General features: G+C 31.0%; 37 protein-coding genes and 1 pseudogene. All 38 read left to right on the top strand.

Annotation, left to right across the window (positions count from 1 at the left end; translation table 11 throughout):
- Positions 1-52 precede the first annotated feature (52 nt).
- The 38 genes and pseudogenes from IAI10_RS17535 to IAI10_RS17350 all read left to right on the top strand — a co-directional run bounded on the left by IAI10_RS17535 (position 53) and on the right by IAI10_RS17350 (position 26147).
- Positions 53-406 carry a DUF1801 domain-containing protein gene (locus tag IAI10_RS17535; protein WP_315674605.1) on the top strand — a complete coding sequence of 118 codons (354 nt, stop codon included), beginning with the start codon at positions 53-55 and terminating at the stop codon, positions 404-406.
- A gap of 42 nt (positions 407-448) precedes the next feature.
- On the top strand, positions 449-1018 hold the full coding sequence (locus tag IAI10_RS17530; protein ID WP_315674604.1) for a histidine phosphatase family protein: 570 nt from the start codon (positions 449-451) through the stop codon (positions 1016-1018).
- Positions 1019-1310: 292 nt separating this feature from the next.
- Positions 1311-1841, top strand: a complete 531-nt coding sequence (locus tag IAI10_RS17525; protein ID WP_315674603.1) for a CDP-alcohol phosphatidyltransferase family protein — start codon at positions 1311-1313, stop codon at positions 1839-1841.
- 99 nt (positions 1842-1940) lie between these two features.
- Positions 1941-2819 carry a carbon-nitrogen hydrolase family protein gene (locus tag IAI10_RS17520; protein WP_315674602.1) on the top strand — a complete coding sequence of 293 codons (879 nt, stop codon included), beginning with the start codon at positions 1941-1943 and terminating at the stop codon, positions 2817-2819.
- Positions 2820-2989: 170 nt separating this feature from the next.
- Positions 2990-3577 (top strand): annotated as a pseudogene (locus IAI10_RS17515) (RNA-guided endonuclease InsQ/TnpB family protein); the annotation flags it as partial.
- Positions 3568-4089 carry a GNAT family N-acetyltransferase gene (locus IAI10_RS17510; RefSeq protein WP_315674601.1) on the top strand — a complete coding sequence of 174 codons (522 nt, stop codon included), beginning with the start codon at positions 3568-3570 and terminating at the stop codon, positions 4087-4089. The pseudogene IAI10_RS17515 and the gene IAI10_RS17510, both read left to right, overlap by 10 nt.
- A 42-nt stretch (positions 4090-4131) precedes the next feature.
- On the top strand, positions 4132-4389 hold the full coding sequence (locus tag IAI10_RS17505; protein ID WP_315674600.1) for a TfoX/Sxy family protein: 258 nt from the start codon (positions 4132-4134) through the stop codon (positions 4387-4389).
- 35 nt (positions 4390-4424) lie between these two features.
- The gene (locus IAI10_RS17500; protein WP_315674599.1) at positions 4425-5177 is read left to right on the top strand and encodes a methyltransferase domain-containing protein; all 753 of its coding nucleotides are present in this window, start codon (positions 4425-4427) and stop codon (positions 5175-5177) included.
- A gap of 205 nt (positions 5178-5382) precedes the next feature.
- Complete coding sequence (locus tag IAI10_RS17495) at positions 5383-5931, top strand: helix-turn-helix transcriptional regulator (RefSeq protein ID WP_315674598.1); 549 nt, start codon at positions 5383-5385, stop codon at positions 5929-5931.
- A 71-nt stretch (positions 5932-6002) separates the two neighbouring features.
- Positions 6003-6632: a class I SAM-dependent methyltransferase gene (locus tag IAI10_RS17490; RefSeq protein ID WP_315674597.1), complete on the top strand. Its 630-nt coding sequence runs from the start codon at positions 6003-6005 to the stop codon at positions 6630-6632.
- 95 nt (positions 6633-6727) lie between these two features.
- Complete coding sequence (locus tag IAI10_RS17485; protein WP_315674596.1) at positions 6728-6889, top strand: hypothetical protein; 162 nt, start codon at positions 6728-6730, stop codon at positions 6887-6889.
- Between the two features lie 41 nt (positions 6890-6930).
- A complete protein-coding gene (locus IAI10_RS17480) occupies positions 6931-7068 on the top strand; it encodes a hypothetical protein (protein ID WP_315674595.1) in 138 nt (45 codons plus the stop codon).
- Positions 7069-7080: 12 nt separating this feature from the next.
- Entirely contained in the window at positions 7081-7887 is an 807-nt protein-coding gene (locus IAI10_RS17475) for a hypothetical protein (protein ID WP_315674594.1), read from the top strand.
- Between the two features lie 18 nt (positions 7888-7905).
- Positions 7906-8358 (top strand): GNAT family N-acetyltransferase, encoded by a 453-nt coding sequence (locus IAI10_RS17470; RefSeq protein ID WP_315674593.1) that lies wholly within the window; start codon positions 7906-7908, stop codon positions 8356-8358.
- A 126-nt stretch (positions 8359-8484) separates the two neighbouring features.
- Entirely contained in the window at positions 8485-8937 is a 453-nt protein-coding gene (locus IAI10_RS17465) for a GNAT family N-acetyltransferase (RefSeq protein WP_315674592.1), read from the top strand.
- 128 nt (positions 8938-9065) lie between these two features.
- Positions 9066-9521: a GyrI-like domain-containing protein gene (locus IAI10_RS17460; protein WP_315674591.1), complete on the top strand. Its 456-nt coding sequence runs from the start codon at positions 9066-9068 to the stop codon at positions 9519-9521.
- Positions 9522-9789: 268 nt separating this feature from the next.
- Entirely contained in the window at positions 9790-10368 is a 579-nt protein-coding gene (locus tag IAI10_RS17455; RefSeq protein ID WP_315674590.1) for an N-acetyltransferase, read from the top strand.
- Between the two features lie 50 nt (positions 10369-10418).
- Complete coding sequence (locus IAI10_RS17450) at positions 10419-10820, top strand: metallophosphoesterase family protein (protein ID WP_315674589.1); 402 nt, start codon at positions 10419-10421, stop codon at positions 10818-10820.
- A 385-nt stretch (positions 10821-11205) separates the two neighbouring features.
- A complete protein-coding gene (locus IAI10_RS17445) occupies positions 11206-12420 on the top strand; it encodes a hypothetical protein (RefSeq protein ID WP_315674588.1) in 1215 nt (404 codons plus the stop codon).
- A gap of 469 nt (positions 12421-12889) precedes the next feature.
- Positions 12890-13309 carry a hypothetical protein gene (locus IAI10_RS17440; RefSeq protein WP_315674587.1) on the top strand — a complete coding sequence of 140 codons (420 nt, stop codon included), beginning with the start codon at positions 12890-12892 and terminating at the stop codon, positions 13307-13309.
- Positions 13310-13391: 82 nt separating this feature from the next.
- Positions 13392-13835 (top strand): GNAT family N-acetyltransferase, encoded by a 444-nt coding sequence (locus IAI10_RS17435; RefSeq protein WP_315674586.1) that lies wholly within the window; start codon positions 13392-13394, stop codon positions 13833-13835.
- An 82-nt stretch (positions 13836-13917) separates the two neighbouring features.
- Complete coding sequence (locus IAI10_RS17430) at positions 13918-14601, top strand: zinc dependent phospholipase C family protein (RefSeq protein WP_315674585.1); 684 nt, start codon at positions 13918-13920, stop codon at positions 14599-14601.
- Positions 14601-14870, top strand: a complete 270-nt coding sequence (locus IAI10_RS17425) for a GNAT family N-acetyltransferase (protein ID WP_315674584.1) — start codon at positions 14601-14603, stop codon at positions 14868-14870. Before IAI10_RS17430 ends, IAI10_RS17425 begins: the two co-directional genes overlap by 1 nt.
- Before the next feature lie 27 nt (positions 14871-14897).
- Positions 14898-15800: an NAD-dependent epimerase/dehydratase family protein gene (locus tag IAI10_RS17420; RefSeq protein WP_315674583.1), complete on the top strand. Its 903-nt coding sequence runs from the start codon at positions 14898-14900 to the stop codon at positions 15798-15800.
- A gap of 102 nt (positions 15801-15902) precedes the next feature.
- Positions 15903-16406, top strand: coding sequence for a kinase (locus IAI10_RS17415; protein WP_315674582.1), 504 nt, complete (start codon positions 15903-15905; stop codon positions 16404-16406).
- Between the two features lie 30 nt (positions 16407-16436).
- A complete protein-coding gene (locus IAI10_RS17410) occupies positions 16437-16964 on the top strand; it encodes a GNAT family N-acetyltransferase (protein ID WP_315674581.1) in 528 nt (175 codons plus the stop codon).
- Positions 16965-17171: 207 nt separating this feature from the next.
- Positions 17172-18005 (top strand): helix-turn-helix domain-containing protein, encoded by an 834-nt coding sequence (locus IAI10_RS17405; protein ID WP_315674580.1) that lies wholly within the window; start codon positions 17172-17174, stop codon positions 18003-18005.
- A 103-nt stretch (positions 18006-18108) separates the two neighbouring features.
- Positions 18109-18369 (top strand): type II toxin-antitoxin system Phd/YefM family antitoxin, encoded by a 261-nt coding sequence (locus IAI10_RS17400; RefSeq protein ID WP_315674579.1) that lies wholly within the window; start codon positions 18109-18111, stop codon positions 18367-18369.
- 139 nt (positions 18370-18508) lie between these two features.
- The gene (locus IAI10_RS17395; protein WP_315674578.1) at positions 18509-19093 is read left to right on the top strand and encodes an FtsX-like permease family protein; all 585 of its coding nucleotides are present in this window, start codon (positions 18509-18511) and stop codon (positions 19091-19093) included.
- A gap of 110 nt (positions 19094-19203) precedes the next feature.
- Positions 19204-20025: a GNAT family N-acetyltransferase gene (locus IAI10_RS17390; RefSeq protein ID WP_315674577.1), complete on the top strand. Its 822-nt coding sequence runs from the start codon at positions 19204-19206 to the stop codon at positions 20023-20025.
- Between the two features lie 121 nt (positions 20026-20146).
- On the top strand, positions 20147-21208 hold the full coding sequence (locus IAI10_RS17385; protein ID WP_315674576.1) for a GNAT family N-acetyltransferase: 1062 nt from the start codon (positions 20147-20149) through the stop codon (positions 21206-21208).
- A gap of 102 nt (positions 21209-21310) precedes the next feature.
- Positions 21311-21778: an NUDIX domain-containing protein gene (locus tag IAI10_RS17380; protein WP_315674575.1), complete on the top strand. Its 468-nt coding sequence runs from the start codon at positions 21311-21313 to the stop codon at positions 21776-21778.
- Positions 21779-21916: 138 nt separating this feature from the next.
- Complete coding sequence (locus IAI10_RS17375; RefSeq protein WP_315674574.1) at positions 21917-22744, top strand: DUF2785 domain-containing protein; 828 nt, start codon at positions 21917-21919, stop codon at positions 22742-22744.
- 72 nt (positions 22745-22816) lie between these two features.
- The gene (locus IAI10_RS17370) at positions 22817-23626 is read left to right on the top strand and encodes a MerR family transcriptional regulator (protein WP_315674573.1); all 810 of its coding nucleotides are present in this window, start codon (positions 22817-22819) and stop codon (positions 23624-23626) included.
- Positions 23627-23704: 78 nt separating this feature from the next.
- Entirely contained in the window at positions 23705-24613 is a 909-nt protein-coding gene (locus IAI10_RS17365; RefSeq protein ID WP_315674572.1) for a BtrH N-terminal domain-containing protein, read from the top strand.
- Positions 24579-24758, top strand: a complete 180-nt coding sequence (locus IAI10_RS17360; RefSeq protein ID WP_315674571.1) for a hypothetical protein — start codon at positions 24579-24581, stop codon at positions 24756-24758. The genes IAI10_RS17365 and IAI10_RS17360 overlap by 35 nt, the downstream gene beginning before the upstream one ends.
- A 90-nt stretch (positions 24759-24848) precedes the next feature.
- Positions 24849-25409, top strand: coding sequence for a histidine phosphatase family protein (locus tag IAI10_RS17355; RefSeq protein ID WP_315674570.1), 561 nt, complete (start codon positions 24849-24851; stop codon positions 25407-25409).
- Between the two features lie 117 nt (positions 25410-25526).
- Positions 25527-26147 carry a nuclear transport factor 2 family protein gene (locus tag IAI10_RS17350; protein ID WP_315674569.1) on the top strand — a complete coding sequence of 207 codons (621 nt, stop codon included), beginning with the start codon at positions 25527-25529 and terminating at the stop codon, positions 26145-26147.
- Positions 26148-26334: the final 187 nt, after the last annotated feature.

The raw sequence follows: 26334 nt of genomic DNA, 5'->3' as shown, positions 1-26334 counted from the left end.
ATTAAGTAACATAGATTGGTGATGAAATTTTTTATTAATGGAGGGAATGGCAATGAGCTTTGTTTCAGTTAATGAATATATAAACAGTTTGGATGAAAATGTGAAAAAAGATGTTTCTGATTTTGAAAATTTCATGAAAGCTGAATTTCCAAGCATTGTTCCTAAAATTAGTTATTCCATGCCGATGTGGTGGGCCGGTGACAAAATGTATGATGGTTATGTAGCCATTTCAGCAGCCAAAAAGCATTATTCTGTACATTTTTATGATGAAAACTATATTTCTAGGCTCAAAGAAGTGCTGCCAAATAGCTTCGGAAAAAGATGCATTAACATTAAGTATGGTGATGAAAGCACTATTTCTATTGTGAAGGAAAATGTAAGACAATATTTCAATAGCATACTATGAATAAATTATTAGTATTCATGATTTATTATGAGGTGTGAGACTATGACGGTAATCTACTTCGTTAGGCATGCAGAGCCTAATTATAATAATCATAATGATGAATTGAGAGAACTAACCACTAAGGGATTAGAGGATAGTAGGCTTGTTACAAATTTTTTAAGTGACAAAGCTATACGAGTAGTTTTATCAAGCCCTTATACGCGTTCTATTGATACTATCAAAGATTTCGCAGACGCATATAGCCACAAGATAGAAACTGTTCATGATTTCAGAGAAAGAAAAATAGCTAATGTATGGATAGATGATTTTAAAGCCTTTTCTAAACAGCAATGGGAAGATTTTGATTACAAATTAGCTGATGGTGAAAGCCTGAGAGAAGTACAAAATAGAAACATCAATGCTTTAAATCTAGTTTTAAATAAACACAAAGATAAAAATATTGTTATTGGAAGTCATGGAACGGCATTGAGCACAATAATTAGCCATTATGATTCTTCCTTTGGATATGAAAGCTTTGAAGTAATAAAATCGCTTATGCCTTGGATTGTAAAGGTTACCTTTGAAAATGATGTATTGCAGGGTATAGAAATGTTTGATGTGTTTACTAAATAAGCCCATGCAGTAATTGCTAAAGGACAAGCAAACTATGAATGGGTAGCCAATTATAACAAAGTAGCCATTAGAGTTCATTTACGAAAAATGCCTTTATCAACATTCTTTTAAAATATAGCCAAATCAAATAATCATCATAAACACCCTAATATTCAATAATGAATTTTGCGGTGTTTATTTATTTTTTTGAAATCAGATTTATTGGCGCTATATAGGATAACATGTTAAATGTGGTATAATAATACTTATACAAGTATTGAAGATTATTTATATTAGATTGGTGGCGATATAAATGGGGAACCTTCCTAATTTAATTACAATCACAAGAATTTTAGGAACAATGGTTCTATTGTTTATAAGGCCATTTTCGGGACTATTCTTTATCATATATATTTTGTCTGGCATCAGTGACGTTTTGGATGGAATGATAGCACGAAAGATGAATTTAGTAAGCAAAAAAGGACAGATTCTTGACAGCATTGCAGACTTTTTTATGATTATACTGTTGCTGTTCGTATTTGTACTCAACCTAAGTTTACCTTTATGGGGAATATATTGGGTAGTTAGTATTGCTGCTATTCGCTTCACATCATTGGGCGTTGGGGTTATGCGTTATAGACAGCTGGCATTTTTACACACTTATGCCAACAAATTAACAGGGGTAGCTTTGTTTTGCTTTCCATTTTTGTATGTTGGTTTAGGACCAAATACAACAACTATTTTGCTTTGTTTTATTGCAAGTATTTCGGCAATAGAAGAACTGATTATTAATGCTGTTTCTAAAAAACTTTGGAGAGATATCAAATCAGTATTCTCATTATGAGCATGCATAAAGTTTATAAAAATCAACACTGATTTAAAACAGAGGCAAAAATTAAATATTATAAATAGCAATTTAGTAATTTGAAAGGAAGATTTTACTATGAAAAATCTAAAAGTAGCTTTATTACAGCTAATGCCTGAAAATACTTTAGAAGGAAACCTGCAAAAAGGATTGAAATATTGCAGAAAATCTAAAGAAATGGGTGCGGACATTGCATTGTTTCCTGAAATGTGGAGCGTTGGCTATGAAATTCCAGAGGATATTGCTGAATTGAAAGCAAGTGCTGCATTTGCTGATAGTTCATTTGTCAGTTCATTTGGTAAACTTGCAAAAGATCTTAATATGGCTATTGGTATAACCTTCCTTGAAAAGTACGATCCATTACCAAGGAACACCCTGTGCGTGTTTGATCGTTTTGGCAACAATGTACTTACATATGCAAAGGTACACACCTGCGATTTTGACGATGAATGCAGATTGACAGCAGGTGATGATTTTTATTCTGCTGATTTAGACACTGAGCAAGGCAATGTAAAAATCGGTGCAATGATTTGTTATGACAGAGAATTCCCAGAAAGTGCGAGAATTCTTATGTTAAAAGGCGCTGAGATTATTTTAGTACCAAATGCTTGTCCTATGGAGATAAACCGCATATCGCAGTTACGAGCAAGAGCCTATGAAAATATGGTTGGTATTGCAACCGTTAATTATCCAAAAGGCAAACCTGACTGCAACGGTCATTCTTCAGCCTTTGATGGAATCGCGTACAAACCTTCTGACTTTGGCTCAAGAGATACACTTATTATTGAAGCTGGTGAAGGAGAAGGAATTTATATAGCTGACTTTCCTATTGATGAAATCAGGGAGTATAGAAGTCGAGAAGTACATGGCAACGCATACCGCCATCCACAGAAATACAAAATACTCATTTCTGAAAGTATTGAAGAGCCATTCATCAGAAAGGATTATAGAAAATAATATTTATAGGAGGTTAAATAACAGTCATTGAAATCTTATAGAAGTTTGTATAATATTGCTGAATTTGTACAATGATTATATTGTAATAAATTCAAGAGGTGGTACAAATGAAATACTATTCTATAGGAGAGTTTTCAAAACTAATAGGTAAAAATGCTCAAACACTAACTGAATCAATAGGTATTGATGTTGGCATTAAATATTTAGCCATATGCTCCAATGGAATAACATTTAAAAATATAAATAAAACACGATTAGTTAAGAAATTAGAAAAAAGATTACGTAGGTTGCAGCGTAAAATATCAAGAAAATATGAGTTAAATAAAGAAGGGAGGAAGTTTGTCAAAACAAGCAACATTATAAAACTTGAAAAGCAAATTAGATTACTTCATAGAAAGTTATCTAACATTCGGAATAACCATTTACATCAAGCAACTACCAAGATAGTGAAAACCAAGCCATCAAGAGTAGTTATGGAAACACTTAATATTAAAGGTATGATGAAGAATAAACATTTATCCAAAGCTATAATGCAGCAAGGGTTATATGAGTTTAAAAGACAGCTTCAATATAAATGCGAACTTTATGGAATTGAATTTGTTGAAGCTGATAAATGGTATCTAGCATCAAAGACTTGTAGTAAGTGTGGTCATGTAAAAACTAAATTATCACTATCAGAAAGAACTTATATCTGCGAAAAATGTGGCTGTATTATGGAGTTCTATAAGGTTTTGGCAACGGTAACGGCATGGTATTAGAAACTCAAAGATTAGTTTTAAGAGAAATGATACAAGCAGATTTTCAGTCTCTTTGTAAAATTTTGCATGATGATGATGTAATGTATGCTTATGAGGGTGCATTTAGCATTGATGAGGTTCAAGGATGGCTTGACAGACAAATTGAACGTTATAAAGAATTTGGCTTTGGTCTATGGGCGGTTGTTCTAAAAGAAACGGGAATAATGATAGGACAATGCGGGGTGACAATGCAAGATTACAACAGCACCAAGGTAATGGAAGTCGGTTATCTTTTTCAAAAAGAATACTGGCATCACGGATATGCAAGTGAGGCTGCGATTGCCTGTAAAGAATACGCCTTTGATAAGCTGAATGCTAAAGAAGTATATTCTATTATTAGAGATACAAATATACCGTCACAAAACGTAGCAATACGAAATGGAATGACCTGTATAGATAAGTTTATCAAGCATTATCGAGGTGTTGATGTGCCTCATTTTCTATTTTCCACTAAGAAGATATTAAGAGTATAATATGAAGCGCGACAAAATTACAATTTGAAAGGAAGGCTTATTTTGGGAGAATTATCGAAGTTACCTAATATAGGAAAAGAAGTTGAAAGACAGCTGAATGAAGTGGGTATATTTACTTACGATGAATTGAAGAATGCTGGCACAGAACAAGCATGGCTAAGGATACAAGAAATTGATGTCTCTGCTTGTATTCATAGATTGTTAGCACTGGAAGGTGCAATTCAGGGACTTAAGAAAACTGACTTGCCGCAGAAACGAAAAGCAGAACTAAAAGAGTTTTATAATCGTCATAAAATTTGAGCTAACAATTATTTATAATAAGGTGAGGTGTTATTATGGATTTTAGAAAAGTTTTTGATAGTATTCCTGAAGAATTTGATAAAGGGAGAACTCGTTATTGTGATGAACTTTTTGCTGATGTTATAGAATATTCAAAGCTGGATTCTAGCAAAACAGCTCTTGAAATCGGTCCTGGAACAGGACAAGCTACAGAACCCATATTGAAAACAGGTTGCTCTTATTTGGCTATTGAGCTTGGAGAAAATCTTGCAGAGTATACAAAAAATAAATTTAGTTCCTATGATAATTTTCAAGTTGTAAATGCTGATTTCGAAACATATGATTTCGGGAAGCATGAATTCGATTTGGTCTATTCAGCAGCCACAATTCAGTGGATACCGGAGGAAATCGGCTTTCCAAAAGTTTATGATATATTAAAAAGCAATGGAACATTTGCTATGATGTTAACTCGAACAGATGAAAAAAGTGCTAATGAACCCTTATATATGAAGATACAGGAAGTATACTCTGAATATTTTCATCCAGAAACAGAATATACCTGCAGTATAAATTATAACAATATTGAGAAATACGGCTTTACAGATATTGAATGCCGTCATTATCACAAAACAAGGGAACTTACCGCTGATGAGTATGTTTCATGGATAAGTACACATGCTACTCATATAACTTTGAAGGAGCCAGATAAATCAAAATTTTACGCAGGCATCAAGGACGCCATTTTGAGTTTTGGCAATAATATAAAGCTCTATGATACAATAGTTTTGTATTTGGCAAGAAAGCTATAATAGGAAGTTTAGTCAACAGCTTCAAATACGGTGATTTAAACAACTCATTATTCAAAGAGAATTTTGAAGCGTTTTTTAGTTCTCCATTCTATTTTTAAGGACAATGCAAATGCAAGTTGCGGATTTGCAATTGTAGATTGGTGTTATTTCAGGGCAAAACCTATTATAATTTACACATAATAACAAAGAAAAGAGGTAAAAAGTAATGGGTTTTTCGGATAATTTAAAATCAATTAGACAAGAAAAACATATTTCACAGGAAGAGTTAGCAGGAATAATCGGAGTAAGTCGTCAAGCAGTTTCTAAATGGGAACAGGGAAGCGGCTATCCAGAAATGGAAAAACTACTTGCTTTATCTAAAAAACTTAATGTATCATTAGATTATTTGATGTTAGGCGAGGTAAAGGCTGCCGAAAACAACAAAAACTTATCCAATAATTTAATTGTACCAACTGGAAAGATTACTATTAAATCATATGATGGAAAATCAATTATTAATTGCTATAAGGTTTTAGCGTCACATGTAATGTACAAAGCAAAAGACGATGAACCTAAATATTGGCTGCTTGGTGTCAATAACGGAGCCTTTTGGGGAGAAAAATCAATTGTACTTGGCTGGTATACTGATGAAGAAAATATAAAAAAGGAAATGGATGAAATTGCAGAAGCAATTAATAATGGTGCACCAGTATATGAATTAAAACATGCAGTAAAAGTTAAGAATAAAATATTAAGAGTAAAAATAGATGAATAGTAACTAATATCATAGTTGCAGATAAATACGCAGTAAATAATGCATACTTAAAACATAAAGGAGATAAATGAATGACAGAATTCTGGGAATCAAGTTTTATAGAAAATCAAATGATGTGGGGATTTGAGCCTTCAGATTCAGCCATCTTGACAAAGGATTTTTTCCTTGAGAAGAAAGTTAAGGACATATTGATACCTGGTATTGGATATGGTAGAAACGCAAAGGTTTTTATTGATAATGGAATAAATGTAACAGGTATTGAGATCTCAAAAACAGCCATTGATATAGCAAGGCAAAATGAGCTTAATATTAGTATTTTTCATGGTTCAGTAGCTGATATGCCTTTTGATGACAAACTCTATGACGGTATATTTTGTTATGCACTTATTCACTTATTGAATAATGGAGAGCGAGAGAAGTTTATAAAAGATTGCTATAAACAGTTAAAGCCAAAGGGATATATGATTTTTACTACTATTTCAAAAGAGGCCCCAATGTATGGAAGAGGCAAACAACTTAGTAAAGACTATTTCGAGATAATGGAAGGGTTAAAAATGTTTTTTTATGATTCTGACTCGATAAAACAAGAATTTGGAGAATATGGACTGATAGAATTTTCGGAAATTGTTGAGCCACATAAGAATATGGAAAATAAACCTCCATTTAAATTTATAATGATAAAGTGTCAAAAAGAACTATAATTACAATTATATAAAAGCAGTGAATTGTTAATTAATAAGAATAATGTGTAACCTATTCACCACGGCTTGCACGTTATTCTTAAAAGGAGAATTTTATGAAAAAGAAAATAGCCAATCATCTATATTTTCCTGCAGGAGCAATATTTGGAATTGCAGCAATATTAGATTTTGTTGATCATAAAATAACAATGGGTTTCACATATATATGTTTAGCTATAGTATTCTGTTTACTTGACTTTCCAAAGAAGAAAAACTAATATGATGAAGCTGATAACAGTTTGGAGAAAGAATATACAATATGTATAGGGAAAAAACAGAAACAAAAGATTTAGTCTTGAAAAAGGCATCAATGGGCGATTTAAAGGATATGTATGTAAATGTTTGGTCACAGGAAGAAACTGCGAAATATATGCTTGATTTTTACAAATTAATTTAGGTTGGTGATCTAATGAAAGTTGATATTGGAAAACACGAATTCAGCATTATTTGGGATGGTATATATTATCATGCATTATCAAATTATCCTAACATATCCGAATGGGAATTAAGAGGAATTATTAAATTTGTAGACTATGAGAATTTGCAGGGTAGAAAAGTTGAAATTGTTAGCGATAGTGAAGAAATAATAGAAAAAGTTAATTATGCATTATCCAACAAAAATGAATTCAACAATATAGAAAAACCAGAAAAAATAACAGAATGCACTGCCTGCAAACAAAAGGGTTGTATAACCAAATATCTTTGCCACACAGCATCAGTTGAAAATGCTGTGTCAATAATTAAAAGTGGAAGCATACTTTCGGCTGTAAGAGCAAGAAACATATCAGCAGAGCAATTAAAATTAGAAGCGAGAAATGCAGCAAAAGATCCGACAGACTATTTTGAATACTTAATGCTATCTTGGGGAAATTGTCAAGCTGGTGATAGACTTGTTATGGAAAGAAAATTAGAGCGTGAACCTAATGAAGAAGATTTAAGTAAGGGGTTTACACCTGGAGTGCGGTTCTTTTTCAAATACGATGAATTAGTGAAGCATCAGGATGCTGTTTTTGATGGATATCATCCACTGAAAATTAAAGATGAATTAACATTAAAAGATAATGTATTTGCAATTATAATTCCAGAGTTATATATAGAGAGATTTAAAAATATAATCAATGAGGATATTAAAGATAGAGTTTATTATATGAATAGTAAAAACAAAGATATATGGGAATGGTCAGAAAGAGTTTACAAATTTATTGATAAATTGTAATTTAAAGGGGAGACAAATATGTTAGAAGTAAAAATAGCAGAAGAAAAAGATTTAAATTTTATAAAAGATACGTATAAATTATTGGATAGTACAATGACGAATCTGCTAAAACAATTGATGGATATAGGTGAAGATGAAGAAGAACAACATTCTGATCAATATTGGGAGAATTTAATCCGAGAAAAAACAGGATATATTCTCATTGCATTTCAAGGGGAAAAACCTACTGGTATGGTTGTGGTAGAAAAAATGGGCGAGCAGGAAGCTCATCTTGAAGATTTATTAGTATGGCCAGATTTTCAAAAGCATGGAATCGGAGAGCTTTTGGTAAAAGAGGCTAAAGAATTTGCAAGTAAAAAAGGATACAAAAAGATGACTTTAAATGTTTTATCAAACAACGAAAGTGCAAGACATTTATATAAGAAAAAGGATTTTCAAGAAGTAAAAATATCAATGGTTTGTAATCTGTAAAATTATATTTTATCTGATTGAACAAAATTAGTATACTGTTATGATTTGCTAATGCATATGTTTTTAACGATAAGTATCACAATAGTATACTATGACGAAGTAAGTTATTAATGGAGACGATATAAAATGAGTTTGAAAATATTAAGCACTGATAGTACGAATATTGATTTTATAAAACTTATAAAACTATTAGATGATGACCTTAATGAACGATATGGAGAATTACAAAAGCAATATGATAAGCATAACAAAGTTGATTATATAAAAGATGTGGTAATTATTTATAAGGATGAAGTACCTGTTGCCTGTGGAGCATTTAAGGAACACAAAATTGAAGCCATAGAATTAAAACGAATATTTGTAAAAAAAGAGAACAGACGACAAGGATTATCAAAATTAATAATTAGTGAATTAGAGAAATTAGGAAGAAATAAAGGATATAAATATGCTCTGTTAGAAACGGGAATAAAACAATATGAAGCAATTAATCTATATAGAAATACTGGATATGAGATAATAGAAAATTATCAACCATACAAAGGGAATGCAAATAGCGTATGTATGGAGAAAAACTTATAATATTGGATATTTTGCTTGGATATTATGATCGATACAGAATATTTAAAAAATAAGTTGAAATACATTTTAAAGCATTATATGATGAATTTAGGCATCGATGTACTCTATTAAAATAAAGAAGGTAGATTATGAATATTAGTATTGAAATGATACCATCATATAAAATTGCTTATATACGAAGAGTAGGACCTTACGGTTCAGAGAATGTGAAAATAATGGAGCAATTAAAAAGTTGGGCTAGAGAAAAAAACTTATTTAATGAAAATTCAATCATATTAGGTATAGCCCAAGATAACCCTCAATTCACAGAACCTAAGGATTGTCGTTATGATACATGTTTAGTTGTTTCAGATGAATTTGATGTTGATAATAAACATATTAATTTTGGAAAAACTATCGGTGGAAAATATTGCGTATTTAAAATAAATCATATAGTGGATGCTGAGCAAAAAGCATGGATAGAGATATTTCCAGAGTTATCAAAAAGAAATTATAAATTTGATGATAGAAGACCTATTCTTGAACGCTATGCAATGCAGATGATAAATAAGCATTATTGTGAAATTTGTGTACCAATATTATAAAAAAAATTTCGATTTATTGTTGAGGTAATTCCTAATATTAAAAAACAGCTCACCAATAATAAAAAATAAATAATAATCATAAACGCCGTGATATTCAGCAATGAATCTTGCGGTGTTTATTCATATAAAAACTAAATCCATCTAGATTATATAGAACAACATGCTAAATGTGGTATAATAATCCTTATATTAAGCTTTAATTATGATGTATTGGCAATCTAACTATAATGATTATAAACAGTAATTTATAGAAGGAGAAATAATGGTTATGAGAAAAGACTTAACAATAAGAGCAGAAAACCAGAAAGATTTCGAAGAAGTAAATAAACTAGTGATTAAATCATTTACTGAAGGAACAGATTACTCAGATGGGACAGATGTTGTGGCATTAATTAAAGAAATACGTGAAGGACAATACTATAGCCCCGAGTTATCTCTAGTGGCTGAAATTAATGAAAAAATAGTTGGACATTTTATGTTTTCACATTTTCCACTATCAACAACTGCCCAAAAGGCGGATTATGACAGAAGTATCAAAAATACAGAAATAGTAATGCTTGCACCGGTTTCTGTTCATGCCGATTATTTTAGACAAGGTGTAGGTTCTACTATGATTAAATTAGGAATTGAAAGAGTGAAGGAAAAGGGGTATAGAGGAATTCAAGTTGAAGGTAACCCAGCATTTTATAATACTCTAGGCTTTATAACTTCATCAAAGTACAATATCTATCCAACAAGTGGATGGCCTATGCAGATTCCTGAATGCATGATGTATCAAGAAACATATCCAGGTTCTCTCGAAGGAATTTCAGGATATGTAATCTACGATATGTATAAAAATGCTTAGTTTAGATTTAAGTAACTTACAAATTCCAATTTTAAAAGGAGCTTAAAAACATGGATGTAGCAGTTTTAGCAAATGTTCATGGCAATTACATAGCATTACAGCGTTGCCTTGAATATTCATTTTCACGAAATATTAGTACATTTATCTTTCTTGGTGATTATATTGGGGAATTAGCATATCCAGAAAGAACAATGAAAATATTATATGATGTTAATAAAAAATATAAATGTTATTTTATAAAAGGAAATAAGGAGGATTATTGGCTTAAATACCGTGCTGGCGGTGAAAAAGGCTGGAAAGATAAAAATTCTGCCAGTGGATCGCTACTGTATGCATACAAATCCCTTACTTCCAAAGATTTGGACTTTTTTTCACAGCTGCAGCCATCAGAAGAGATAAAGATGGGGACATGCCAGCAATCACTATTTGCCATGGCTCACCTAATAAGATAAATGAAAAAATGTTGCCGGATGATGCTAGGACTATGGAAGTCATGGACAGTGTAAAAACATCAATCATTTTATGTGGACATTCTCATGTGCAAAGGAAGATTGAACATAAGGAATTGATTACAGATATTATAAATTAAAAAACGGAGAGTTAATGCAGTAGATACAAGAGCAGGAGATCCTTCAAACTTGTTGTATCTATTGAAGCTGGGAGAATACCACAATACCTGAAGTTTGCTAATGGTAATTTGCACGAAACTGTTTTTTACTATAAACAAATGTAGTTTAAGCCACAGAGCTTTATAGATTAATAAAATAATAAGCATACTTGAATAGTGAATTGTTTTAAATGGAAAAATATACAGAACAACTGTTTGGGGGAATTGGAATGAGAAATAAAAAATTGAATTTTTATTTTTTTGGAGATATTGGAGAATACGATAATTATAATCCAGAATATGTTTGTAATAAAGAACATGCATCTGAAATGCTTTATTTGATTGCAAAGAATGATCCTTTTTCTATATCTAAATTTAAGATAGCAGAAATCTTAAATATCAAAGAAGAAATTGTTGAAAATATTATCAATAATCTTGAATTAATTAATGCTATAGAAACCAAAGAGAATACATACAGAGTTAAATTTCCTGTTTTCTTAGAGGAAGATGTCATAGTAATGGAGCATTTTGTAAATGGAATAGGAGAGGTAATTGGTAAAAGAATAGTCGATATGAAAGACGCACTTTATGCAAAAGCTTCAAAATTAAGATGCTCTAAGTCCCATAGTTACGAGAGAATACTATATCACACCATCTGTGATAAAATCTTTGATGGTACTGCTTTTGAATTTTTTACCGAAAGAGATATATTTTGTGCATCTAAGTTGCAACCTGGAAATAGGGACTACATTATTGTTGCATACGAAAATAGTAAATTAACGGAAAAACACAGCAATAAGATATTATGCAGTAGTAATAACTATAGCAGCTTTGGTTTTACTTTTAATAGTTTCGGAGATTCAAATGGTTTAAGAAAAGATATGTTCAGATTTTTTAGGTTAACACAGAAAAACATAGATAGCGCAAGTCCATTTCATAAAGTAAATATTGTGTATAACAAGATTTTAGATAAAATGAATAAAGAAATTGCCTATGAATGTGGTACTTTAATACACAATGCCATTGACAACAATATTCAGTATAGCAAACTATCAGAAGAAGAAAAGAGTAGAGTAGAGCTTTTAAAGGAATTAGAATATATCAGTATAAATGGAGATGATAACATTATTTCAGTGGATGTTCCGATATTTTATGACTTTGAATTATCCACAATTATCAAAGAGTTATCAGATGTAATACTTGAGAATATCCTTCCTATAGTTAAAGAAGTCTTTGATAGTTTTGAAGTTAATGCATCAATATTAACACCTGTAAGGCATAAGGTGAATATAAAAGAAACAGCAAATGAAGTATGGCATCAAATTTTTGGTGCTATAAATGAATATTTAGTGAAAGAAGGATTTGTTGCAACTCCAAACAATATTGATGGACAAGGCAGGTATCTTAGAAGCCTTACAATACCTGAAATAGAGCATCTTATTTAAAATTAGGCTATGTTTTAAAAGGATGTTGATAAAGGCGTTTTTCGTCTAGCATGGTTTCTTTCAGAACCCATGTAAGAAACTCTAAGGGCTGCTTTGTTATAATTGGCTACCAATTTTATTGCGCCATCCATGGCGCTAAAATTGCTTTGCCCGTCCTGGGCAAAATTACGCCAATTATAAGTCGCAATCCCTAAGAGTTTCTAGAACTTAAACGATAATATCAACATTTTAAAACATAGCCTCCCGAACTGAAGGAAGTTTTAAATCAGTGTAAAAATCAACACTGATTTAAAACAGAGCCTAAAATTAAAATAAATGGAGGTAATTTCAAATCTTTGGTTCGTATAGAAAAACATAGTAATGAGCTTGTAGCTTCTTTTTTTGTAAACTGTAAAGATCCAGAGAGGGCTGCGGGAAATTTATTACGGGAATGGGCTGTTAAGAATTTAAGTGATTATACTGCTCGTCGTTGTGTTGGTGTGCACCCAAAGGACATCACTCTGATGGAGAAGAACATAATCCAAATGAGGGAGCAGATTTTCACGAATATGTTATGCAAATGTTTCTATTTGGAGATGAAGGTAAAAGCGGTACTTTTTTAGAGGCTGATGTCTGTGACGCACCTAAAGGATTATTTTTGGTAGGAGATGTGGCATTAAATGAGTTTCATCATGATGGAAATATAGATATTGGTTCATCTATGCAAACAGCTTTTAAAGTTATGTCCGAATGCTTAAAAGAAATGGGGGAATATGAATTTGATTTAAAAGAAAGGCGACACAGGGAAGAACAGATTTTTTCAAAAGAGTGGTGGGAAAATCCCAATATTGGTGACGCTGGGTTAGTAGGATTCAAACTATGGCTTCCAATTAAAAAGGCCTCAGAGTAGTAGTAAGGAACCTGTTCATCTTATCTTTATTTAAATATTTTATATTTATAATAAACAATATGAAAAAGAGGAGAAATAACTCATGTTTTTAAATACAGAATTTCTTAAAAACGAAGAACTTTTTCTCAAGTTAGAAAGAACTGTTGAAGGTAATGAGGAGAAAGATTGGCTTCCAGCATATCACTTTGATATTTGCAATAAATGTGGAACAAAAATGGGAGGATGTGATTTGCGTATCGGTTACAATAAAAAAGTATATTATGGAGGCAATATTGGTTATCACATAGATAAAGAATATCGAGGCCATAATTTTGCAGGGAAAGCGTGCATTTTGCTGTTTGAGCTTGCCAAGAAACACAAAATGGATTATTTAATCATCACTTGTAACCCTGATAATTATGCTTCAAGAAAGACATGCGAATATGCTGGTGGAATTTTAGAAGAAATAGTTGAATTACCGAAAGACAATGATATGAGATTAGTGGGAGAAACAGAGAAGTGTATCTATAGATTTGAATTTTCATAATTACTTGAAATACTAAATCGTAAGTCAGGTTCTAATAATTAGTTAAACTGATTATTTCTATCTATTAAAAAGGAGGGGTCAAATGGCTTCTTGGATGGTACATCTACGAATTGCAGACAAACTGTTGAATGAAATATCTAATCTTTCATCTACAGAATTTGTAGTTGGAAATATAGCACCTGATAGCGGTATACCAAACGACGATTGGTCGGCTTTTACTCCAAGTGGGGATATTTCGCACTTTAAAACCACAGATGGGGATGGATTAAAAGATATTCATTTAAGCGAATATATTGGAAGATTTTTTACAGTAGAGCAGAGAAAAAAATATAACAACAAACAGAAATCTTTTTATATTGGTTATTTAACGCATTTATTAACTGATATTATGTGGGTAAATGAAATAGTTCGTCCAAGTAAAGATAAATTTAAATCTTTATACGATAAAGACAGGACGGAATGGATATGGACATTAAAGAAAGATTGGTATGATCTTGACTTTCTGTATATTAAAAGAAATCCCAATTTTAGATCTTTTTCAATTTATAAAAACGCAGAGGGATTCAATAATAATTATATGAATTTTTTTAGCAGCGATGCATTTGAAAATAGAAGAAAATATATAATAGGTTTTTATAGTGAGGAAAGAAAGAATTTGGAAAGAGAATATATCTATTTAAAAGAAGAAGAAATGGATAGATTTGTTGAAGAAGGTGCGGAGAAAATTAGTCAAATACTGAAGGAAGATTATAAAGATAGTATTTAATGAATAGTATTGAAAATCCGTGGCGCAAGAGGGGAATATATTTATTGCCAGAGTATTGTAAGATGGTCATAGGTTTTGAATTAATCAATTGGGGATTAAAGGAGTTAAAGAAAAGAGGCTATAATAAAGTTACATTATGGGTTCTTGAAGAAAATATATATGCAAGAAAATTTTATGAAAAAGTTGGATTTAATCATGATGGAATGGTTAAAGAAATAATTATAGGTAAAAAATTAAATGAATATAGATATGAAAAGATTATTGAATAATCTTCTATATTATTGAAGGAGAAGTTTATGAAACGTATATTAGTTACAGGTGGAACTGTATTTGTTAGCAAATATGTAGCAAAATATTTTGAATCAAAGAACTATGAAGTGTATGTCTTAAATAGAGGAAGTAAACAGCAAATAGAGAATGTTAATTTAATATGTGCAGATAGAAATAATTTACAAGATTGTTTAGCAAAATACTCCTTTGATGCCATAGTGGATGTGTGTGCATATAATCAAAAGGATATTAGAAATATATTAGATGCGTTAGGAAAATTCACTGATTACATATTTATTAGCTCCTCAGCCGTTTATCCAGAAACAAATGAACAGCCATTTTCCGAAAGTCAAAAGACTGGTCTCAATTCTATCTGGGGTAAATATGGAACTGATAAGATTGAAGCGGAAGAATATTTACTTTCAAGAGTTCCTAATGCATATATTTTAAGACCTCCTTATTTATATGGTCCAATGCAAAACCTATATAGAGAACCATTTGTATTCGAGTGTGCTTTAAAAAATAGAAAATTTTATATTCCTAAGGATGGAGAGATGAAATTACAATTTTTTCATGTAGATGATTTATGTAAAGTTATTGAAAAAATTCTAGAGAAGCACCCTAGGGAACATATATTAAATGTTGGTAACACAGAATTGGTAGATATAAATACCTTTGTTGAGTTATGCTATAAAGTAGTGGGAACTCCTTTGGAAAAAGTATATGTAACTAACCATGATAATCAAAGAGACTATTTTAGTTTTTATAATTATGAATATATATTGGATGTTTCAAGACAGGAGGAGTTATTACCAAAACAAAAGAATTTATTTGAGGGATTAAAAGAATCTTATGACTGGTTTAAGGAGAATTCCTGTGAAGTTATAAAAAAAGGGTATATTGATTTCATCAAGCAAAATTTTGAGTAATCCATAGTAATGACAATTTAAATTTAATGAGATAGATAAATTCACAATTTAAGGCTGAGGAATACAAGCAGTAATTGGTTAATCCTGGAAGGAAGATGTTATATGGATGGAGAGACAAAGTTAATAATACTAAGAGGTAATTCTGGAAGTGGTAAGACTACTACAGGCAAGGCTTTACAAAGAAAATTTGGACATGGTACAATGCTAATTTCACAAGATGTTGTTAGACGCGAAATTCTATTTGTGAAAGATGGAGCTAATCCAGAAGCTAGTCAGCTATTATTGGAACTTGCACTATACGGAAAAAGCCATTGCAATATAGTAATTTTAGAAGGTATTTTAAATTCAAAGTGGTATGAAAGTTTATTTGAAAATTTGCTAAACGAATTCAATAACCAAATTTTTGCTTATTACTTCGATGTACCTTTTGAAGAAACCTTAAACCGCCATAAGCAAAAGCCTAATGCACATGAATTTGGGGAGAAAGAAATGAGAGAATGGTGGAATGAAAAAGATTTATTAGATATCATTCCAGAAGCATGCCTGCATAAAGAATTAAGTTTAAATGAAATAGTAAGTACAATCTATGACGATGTTATAAGATAATTAATACTTTTAATTTGTAGAGGTGATTTTATGGAGGATTTGGTATTAAAGAAAGTAGCAATAGAATATGGTGATGATATATTTTCATATAAAAATGAGTTTATTTATAATAACGAATCAATGGATGGAACAGGCTTTTTAAGAAATGCTAATTCACCACAGGAATATGTTGAAAAATCATTATTGAATGAAACAGAAAAAGTAGATGGAAGAGAAGTTACTGCAACACAATTGTTAGCAATCAGAAAAAGTGATAATCGTATTGTAGGAATGATACAGATAAGACATTTTTTAAATGAGTATCTTTTACAATATGGTGGACATATAGGATATTCTGTGAGAAAGTCAGAAAGAAACAAGGGATATGCAAAAGAAGAATTAAGACAAGCGTTAATTTATTGTAAGGACATATTACATATTAATAGAGTTTTACTAACTTGTGATAATGATAATTTTGCTTCCCAGAAAACTATTTTATCACAAGCTGGAAAAAAAGAAAATGAAGTATTAATTAAAGCTGAAAATTGCGTTATTGAACGATATTGGATAGATTTATAAATTCAGATTTGCAAGGAAGTCTCATTAAGAGAAAATTTTAAAAACACCTAATATTGGAAAGTAAGTTAAAGGACAGCTTGTACTGATAAAACTATCACGACAAATCTAATAATTTTTTTATAGAATCAATATCCGTTAATATCTGTTTATTAAATAATGGGAAAAATAGTATAGCGCGTTTTATAATAGAATTCAGGAGGTGAGGTAATGGACTGGGTCGATAGAATGAATAAAGCCATTGATTATGTAGAAGGTCATTTGAATAGCGAAATAGATTCTAATGAGATAAGCAAGATTATGGCATGTCCTTTTAATGTATTTCAGAGATCTTTCATTCAAATAACTGGTATTCCATTGTCAGAATATATCCGATGTAGAAAACTTACATGTGCTGCTTACGACTTGCAAAATACAGACGCTAAGGTAATTGATATTGCTTTAAAGTATGGATATAGCTCGTCGGATGCCTTCAGCGTGGCTTTTAAGCATGTGCACGGAGTTGTACCATCAATGGTAAGAAAAAATAATATAAAACTTACATTCTATTGTCGTTTATACTTCGCACTTACTATTAAGGGAGTTGATAAAATGGATTATAAGATAATTAACAAAGAGTCCTTCAAAGTAATTGGAAGAAGACGAACTACACCATATGGAGGAGGAACTTGGGCAATCGTTAAAAGTGATGGAAGTGCTGAAGCCATGGAAGAGCTAAGTGGGCATTTATGTGATTTGGGCTTATGCTTTGGGTTTGGCGAGGATGGCAGCAATGACTACATGTGTGGCATCCAATGGGATAAGGAAGACATTGAGGAATTTGATAGCTATACTTATCCACATACTACTTGGTTAATTTTTGAGGCAAACGGAAAAATATCTGAACAGGTACTTAATAATGTATGGCAGCGAATTAATCACGAATTTCTTCCTCAAAGCAAGTATAAAAAATCAGGCTTACCTACTATTGAAAAGTACGTCTTGTGGGATGATGCAGCAGATATTTGTAAGGTTGAAATATGGATCCCCGTTGCTCTAAAATGATCTGAAAAATAAATTTCTAGGTGCTAGAACTTACCTTTGCACTTATGAAATATTTAATTGTAATTATGGTATAATTAAGCCATAAAATAAGGAGGCTGATGTTATGCCACAGATTATCCCAATTAAAGATTTGAAGAATACTGCCGAGATATCGGAGATGGTTCATGCGGCAGAAGAGCCAATATATGTTACGAAGAATGGATATGGAGACATGGTTATTATGAGCGTTGAAATGTATGAGAGTACAATGAAGATGTTAAACCTGTACCGTGAATTAGAACTTTCTGAAAGACAGATTGAATCAGGAAGAACAAAGGATGCTAGACAACCTCTTGGAAAATTAAGAGAAAAGTATGATGTATAATCTTACGTTAACTGAGCGTGCAGGAGAATTGTTAGCTCATATTATTAAATCGTAAACAAATAATAGTAGCTGCTAATCATAAACACCGTAATATCTAGCAATGGGTCTTGCGTAAACGTCTAATAAATGGGTGGAGATTATGAAGATTAAAACATTGGGATATCTTTCTTTTAGTGCAATAAAAAGCTTAATACGAAATATTACGGTAACTATTTTTTCAATAATTACTGTTTCTATAGTTCTTTTCATTTTTGGATTATTTTTATTATATTTTCTAATTATCGATAAAAATTCCGAATATATTTTTGTAGGAATTCCCGGAATGCGTGCTTTTTTTAATTTAATGGGACTTATAACCTTTATTGTAACCCCACCTATTGGAGCTGTCATAATTTCAAATGCAATTAAAATGAATATATTTTTGAGAAGAAGCGAAATAAGTATAATGAAGCTTATTGGAGCTACCAACTGGTTTGTCAGGTTGCCATTTATAATTGAAGGATTTGTTATAGGAATTACAGGGGCTTTTATAGGAAATCTATTGCTATTTTTTGCATATAGTTTGATTTACTCTAACGCAATAAGGTTTACAAAAGAAATGAATCCTATACAGCCTATCTTTATATTAAGTACAATGCTTTGGAAATTTGAAATAGTGGGCACTTTTATAAGCTCTGTAGGAAGTACTACAGCTTTAAGAAAGGTTCTAAAACGTGAAGTTTGATTTTAGAAAATAAGAGTTATTGAAAATATATAGAATAACATGTTAAATGTGGTATAATAATCCTTATATTAGATTGCAAATAGTATAATTGGAGCGGAAGGATTATTATAATGTTACAAGAAGAAATATTGAAGCTGATAGAAAATATATCCCCTCATGCAAAGGAGTATGTATATAATTCCTTTGAAAATGTTGAGATATTATACTCCATATTCACATTACATAACAAAGGTGTATTTATAAAAGTTGATAACAAAGATTGTTGCATTTTTTACGCTTCTTTTCTTAAGGAAGATAACATAGGAGATGTCTTAGAATTAATTAAGTATAAAACCAATGAATACATTTCAAAAATGAATTCAAAAGAGCTATGCTTTAACGTGTATGGGAATAATTCTAAAATAATTAATTTAGTGAGAGAGTTAGGATTTAAATTAGATATGGAGGGATACCACCTTGAATATAGGGGTAAAGAATTGCCGCAATTAAAGGATTGTAATTTAACTGATAATGGCTTTGAGAACGGTATGTTAAAGGAATTTGTTGATTTATTTGATAGCGCATATGAAAAGTTGAATATAGATAACGGTTGGAAAACAAAAAGGTATGCTGTAAATGAAGAACAATTTAATCAAAAACTCAATATTTTGAATAAACTTAATCAAGTCTGTTCATTCTGGGCAAATAATGAATTAATAGGTGCATATACTTTCCAGCAAAATTATATTACTGATATTGTTGTAAGACCAATATATCAAAATAATGGCTACGGAAGTTATATATTAGCACATTGCATTAGAAATATGAGTATAAATAAATCTGTTAACAACATAAGGCTTCGAGTTGCGAAATCAAATACTGGTGCGAAAAAATTATATGAAATAAATGGTTTCGTTGAGATTGCTTGTTTTTCAGAACATACCTATAAATAAGTGGTGTAAAATTATTAATTCACATTAGTTTCTTCATTAACGGTGGAACAGCTAAGCAGAAATTTAAGCAATTAAGGGATAGGGCAACAAGTCATAATTTACATTATAAAGGAGGAATTTAATGCTTAAATTAAAGAATAAGGAATTTAGTAAAATAGCACATCTAATTAAATCCCAAAATGAATTATCTATTTTTTCTGTTATAAATGGTGTTATGCCTGGTGAAATATATGTAAACAACATTGATAATCCAACAGTGACACTGATAAAGACCTGTGAATGCAACTTAATTGCAGGTAGTTCTAATGATGAGATTTTTAACTCTGAAGTATCTTCGAAATTAGATTTTTGGGACAATCTAACGCCGGATACAGGCCAGTGGATAGATGTAATACCAACTATTCATAAGAATCCCTTCATTAGAAAATATAAAAGAAGACACTATATACTATCTATTGACGATTTTACGGATTGTTATGTGGCTTTGTCAGATGGTTTTGTAATTGAAAAAGTAGATACAGACTTATTAAGACAAAACTCCTATGAAAACTCAGAGAAACTACTTGAATGGGTTGAAAATTGGGGTGATTATGCTATGTTTCAAAAGTATGGAACGGGTTATTTTATACATAATGATAAGGTAATTGTAAGCTGGTCATTGAGTGATTGTAGTTTTGACAATAAAGTTGCAATTGGAATACATACAGATGAAAGGTATAGAAAGAATGGGTTTGGAAAAATAGTTGTTGCTGCAACCATTAAAGATTGTTTTGCCAAGGGGTACGAAACAATTGATTGGCTTTGTGTAGATTCTAACAAAGGTTCAAGTAGAATAGCCGAAAAATTTGGATTTAAATACAACAATGATTATTATTCTTTTTCCTCATATCCACCAATTGAGAATTTAAAGGATTTATCTGAAGCTGAATGGCATGAATGGGGCGAATATTTAGAAAATGCATCTAAAACTGAAGAATGTTTGATATGGGAGTGTCTTTACTGTTATATAAAATCTAATGATGTGGAAAAAACCGTCAATATTATGACCATTATGGAACATAAAAAAATTGCAATAGATTATTCGAGATTTAAAAATTATATTATTTATCTTCAAAGCTGTGGTAGGTGTACCAATTTTAGCAGTGAAGCTTGGATTGATTTTCTGAATAAAAGTATTCATTGAAGTGATTAACACAGAATCCTAGTATATGAATAAAAAAAATTACTTCGGAGTAGTAAATTATTGTTAAGTAAAGATAATTTATATAATATTTGGAGGTATTTAATGAATAAAGATTGGCACTTTAGGGATGATGATTCTGTTTGTATTTTTAGAACCGTTGGTGTCTTATTAAGAAATAATAAAATACTTGTTCAATGTGATAACAATGTATATGCTTTACCAGGTGGACATGTTAAAGTTGGTGAAACATCAGAAGAAACGCTTATCAGAGAATACAAGGAGGAAACTGGTGCAGATATTTTATGCGAACGTCTTATGTGGGTTGAAGAAACATTTTGGAAATGGGGCAATAGAGATGTACATGGGATTGTTTTTTATTACCTAATTTCATTAAGAAATGACTTTGATATACCTGACGATTGCTTTACATCACAAAAGGATAACTGTAATATAATGTTAAAGTGGGTTTCAATAGAGGAAATGAAGAAATTAACCATTTACCCAACTTTTATTAAAAATAAAATTGGAAGCATTTCTGACAATATAGAGCATTTTATAAGTTATGAATAGAGAGTATTCGATGAAAAATTGCTTTAGTGGCAGAAATAATAAGGTGAAAGATGTATAGTAAAGACTCTTGAAAAAAGAGATAGTAAGCTATGGGAAAAAAAGTAAAATCAAAACAATATAGAGGGGTGAAAGAAATATATGGGAAAAAATGCGTTAAAGGCATTATTAAGAAATATAAAAGATAACAAATACGCAGTACCAGAGGGTGTGAACCCATATAAATTATCCTTAGAGTTGATGGATTATATAGGAGATATTGACGGTGAGCTGCGTAATGACTTACTCTTTGACGTTCTTGTAGAATGGATAATGAAGGATGTCCTAACATTTGAAGAAGCACATGACATATTTGTGATAGCATTAGACGAAAAACATATTTTTAATGGATTGGGAGAAATAAATGATACGGTTTTTGGCAGAGCTTTTTCCGTTGAAGTAGCTGCTTGTATAATCTATAAGCATAGGAACCTTTTATCTGATAGTGATATTTTAAAGGCTTTTAATACAGTTTTGAAATTTTATAATGAGGACAAGGATGTAAGAGGCTTTGTAGAAGGTAAAAGCTGGGCTCATGGGGCTGCCCACGGTGCTGATGCCTTGATGGAGCTTGCACAATGTGAAATAATAGGATATGAAGAACTAAAAAAGATATTAGCTTCAATACATAAAAAAATTAATAATAATTACTATGGATATATTAACAACGAGGATGAGCGTATGATATCGGCAGTTAAGGAGGTTTTGGAAAGAGATACAATTCCTGTAGGAGAAATTGAAGAATGGATCAGAAGCTTTGGAAATATAAAAAAAACAGGTATACTTCCTGATGATTTATTTATTGAATTTAATGTAACTCTTTTCTTAAAAAGCTTATACTTTAGACTTGTTGATAATACGAAGTATGAACAAATAGCAAAAATAGTTAAAGAGGTGCTAAAGAAAACGAGTCGTTTTGGTGAGGATTAATCATAAATCGATTAGATAGGCAAGTAATAGATTCCAACTTGTGCAGGTGGAATAGATAAGGAGAACTATTAAATGTTAAAAATAGGTGAATTTGCTGCACTTACTGGAATTAGTATTAATATGCTGAGAAATTATAATAAAATAGGCATGCTAATTCCAGAATATGTTGACGAAGTTAATAGTTATCGCTACTACAATGAAAGTCAGATAATTATAGCTAATCGTATCCAAATGCTAAAAGAACTAGGTTTTGCTTTAAAAGAAATACTAATTATAAGCAATTGTTCTGATGATGATATACGTGAATTAATTGAAAATAAGATTTTAGAAAAACAAAAGCAAAAAAAACATATTGAACAGCAAATTCAGCGGATGCATCAAATCATTAATAATTTTGGAATGAATAGTGATTTTGCTTTTTCTGTGAAAATAACTACTCTTGCTTCGCGGAAAGTTGTGAGCTTACGAGCAAATATAAGCAAATTCGAAGACGAGGGGATTCTTTGGGAAAAACTTGAATGTAAATGTATTGAAAACAATGTAAAACTTTTAAATAATGAATATTCGTATGCTATCACACATAGCATTGATTTAGTAAATAACATAATAGATACAGAGGTCCTACGGATAGTCGATGAAATACCAGAAAAAGCAACAGGGCTAAAGTATTACGAATTGCCCCAAAGTGAAGCTGCGGTTGTATCATTTAAGGGAACTTATAGTAGAGTAGGTGACATCAGCAGCTATGTGCATAAATACATTAAAGGTATAGGTTATGAAATATGTTATGCACCATTACGCAAGTATTTTATCTCACCTAATAACGAATGCGATTCAAATAATTATATAACGGAATATTATTATCCTATAAAAAAGCTATAAAAGCTATTGACCCTCGTATCGTACGAGGGTTTATTATATTTGTGTTGCAACAAAATTATAGATTTTAGGAGACATGATATGAGAAAAATAATTGATATAAAGCATCATTTTGATGATTACGAATGCGTGTGGAATGGTATAGAGGATATATATATGAATAAAACAGGGGAATGCTTGCCAAACAATTACTTCTTTATTTTATCAAGCTTTGGTTCATTTTGCTATTTAAAAACTCAAAAAGCTGAGCTAAAGAGGACGGTTGCTTTGGGAGACGGACGAACCAAAAAGATGTATAAATTTTTGGCACCAATTGTTGGTTTTGAATACAAGCATTATGAATACAAGAATTTTGAAAAAGCATTAATAAAAGCTAAATCAGAAATTGATTCTGGATATCCAGTGGTTTTGGGAGCTATAGATATGTTTTACCTGCCATATTTTGAAAAGTTGTACCATAAGGAACATATTCCTTTTCATTATATACTTATGGTTGGATATGATGATCAAAAACAAAGTATTTATATATACGATTGTGGTAGGTTAGAGCTCCTCTCGCTCTCATATATTCAGCTATGTAATGCTATGAATTGTAATTATCCTGGCTTAAGTAAGGCAAATACAATATGCACGATTAGAATGCTTGAAGGAAAAAATAAAATTGAAATTGCCAAAGATGCTCTTGCAAGGAAAAAATATTCATTCTTAAATCCAACGACAGGTTTTCTAGGATATAAAGGGTTTGAAAAGTTTATCAGTGAACTCCCCAAATGGAAGGAGGAGATTAGCAAAGAAGAGTATGATAAAATACTAACTAATATGGTAGAATTTTTCGGCACAGTTCCAACAATTCCAAATGCTATTAAGGGAGTTGATGAGCCTGATTTAATTGAATTCAAATGTGGATTTGATAAAATGAGTAAGCTGCTTATATATTTAGGAGATGAAACCCAAAATGATTACTGGGCAAAGTCAGCAGTTTTTTTTTGATAAGGGTGCAGCGGTGATTAAGAGAATTTCTGATATCATAATAGAGTATCTATCTGATAAAGAAGATAATACAGATTTGTTACATAAACTATTTGCTGAAGTTTTAGAGAGTATGATAGACGGATATCATGCATTAGATTTTTAAAAGGCTTGTGGCAGTATTTGTATGTATATGATATAATTACAAATAATTAAGCAACAACAGCAAAAATACGAATTAAATGGAGGGTATTTTATGGCACAATTTTATTTAGTTAGGCATGGACAACCAGATTATAGTCCCTGCGATGAAAGAGGATATATAGGGCACGGAAGAGATTTAGCGCCTTTATCAAAAGAAGGTATAGCACAAGCTTATAAAGCAGCATTGGACTCAAGATTAAAAAGTGCAGACATTATTGTATCTTCTCCATATACAAGAGCTTTACAGACTGCTGCAATCATCTCTCAAAAGACCAATATTGATATAACAGTAGAAATGGATTTACATGAATGGATGCCTGATTTAACTTTTCAATATGGTGCATTCGAAGAATTCTTAGAGTTATACAGAGATTTTAACCACCATAAAGGTATATATCCTAATGGAGAAGAAAGAAAATGGGAAGATTTAAACTCATTGAGAAATAGGGTTAAAAAGGCTGCAGATAAATATGCCCATTACAATAAAGTGATCATGGTATGTCATGGAATGGTTATAAATGCATTGGCATCTGAAGAAGAAATTGCACCTGGTGAAATAATTGAGTGTCATTATGAAATAGGGAAAGCTGATGATACTTATTCTTTTGCATAATAACTTTATGGAATGTGATTGCGAAAAAGTATCATGTTTAAGTGAAAATTGTAGATAACTACGAACTAATTAAAATTTTAATTTTATAATTTAGTGAAAGAAATGAGGATAAAAAAAGTGAATGGTTGTAATGGAGATAGAAGAAATTTTGGCAAGGGGAATGCAAATGAGGAAGTGCAGTATAGTGTAAGGAATGTATTAAAAAAATTTCAAAATGGATACTCAAAAAGGGATATTAACTTAAAAGATAGTTTTGTGGAGGAACTTTTTTGGGATGATAATGATACATTGATAGTTGGAACTGGAGATGGTGAATGGTGCTTGGGAAATAAAGAAATTAGTGAATTAATTGAAATAGATTGGGTATATTGGGGAGATTTCATTATTGATATTGATGGAGCGATAGTATCATCATATGGTGATGTAGCGTGGGTAACAACAGAAGGAGTATTAAAGAAGAAATTAAAATTAGATAAAAAGTATGACAATTGTGTTAAAAAAATAAGAGAAAATTTAGATTATGAATTAGAATCAAAGGATAAACTTGTACATATATTAAAGTCCGTTTCTAATTGTTTGTATGAAGGAAATCTTGGTGAAGAAGTTGTTAGACCAGTAAGATTTTCTGCGATTCTTGTAAATAAAAATGACATATGGAAATTTCATAACATTCATTTTTCTTATCACATAGCCCCACCTACAGACATTCATATTATAGAAGGCCGCAAGATTTATTAATGTAAAAAAACTGATAAACCTTATTTTATTAAATTGATTCACAATTTTCTTAAACTACGAACTAATAATAAAAAATGGCTATGTTTTAAAAGGATGTTGATAAAGGCGTTTTTCGTCTAGCATGGTTTCTTTCAGAACCCATGTAAGAAACTCTAAGGGCTGCTTTGTTATAATTGGCTACCAATTT

Origin of the sequence: Clostridium sp. 19966, from assembly GCF_032335695.1 — a bacterium.
Classification (GTDB): Bacteria; Bacillota; Clostridia; order Clostridiales; family Clostridiaceae; genus JACTOJ01.
The sequence above is the reverse complement of the archived record's forward strand: the minus strand, read 5'-3'. Positions and strand labels throughout refer to the sequence as shown.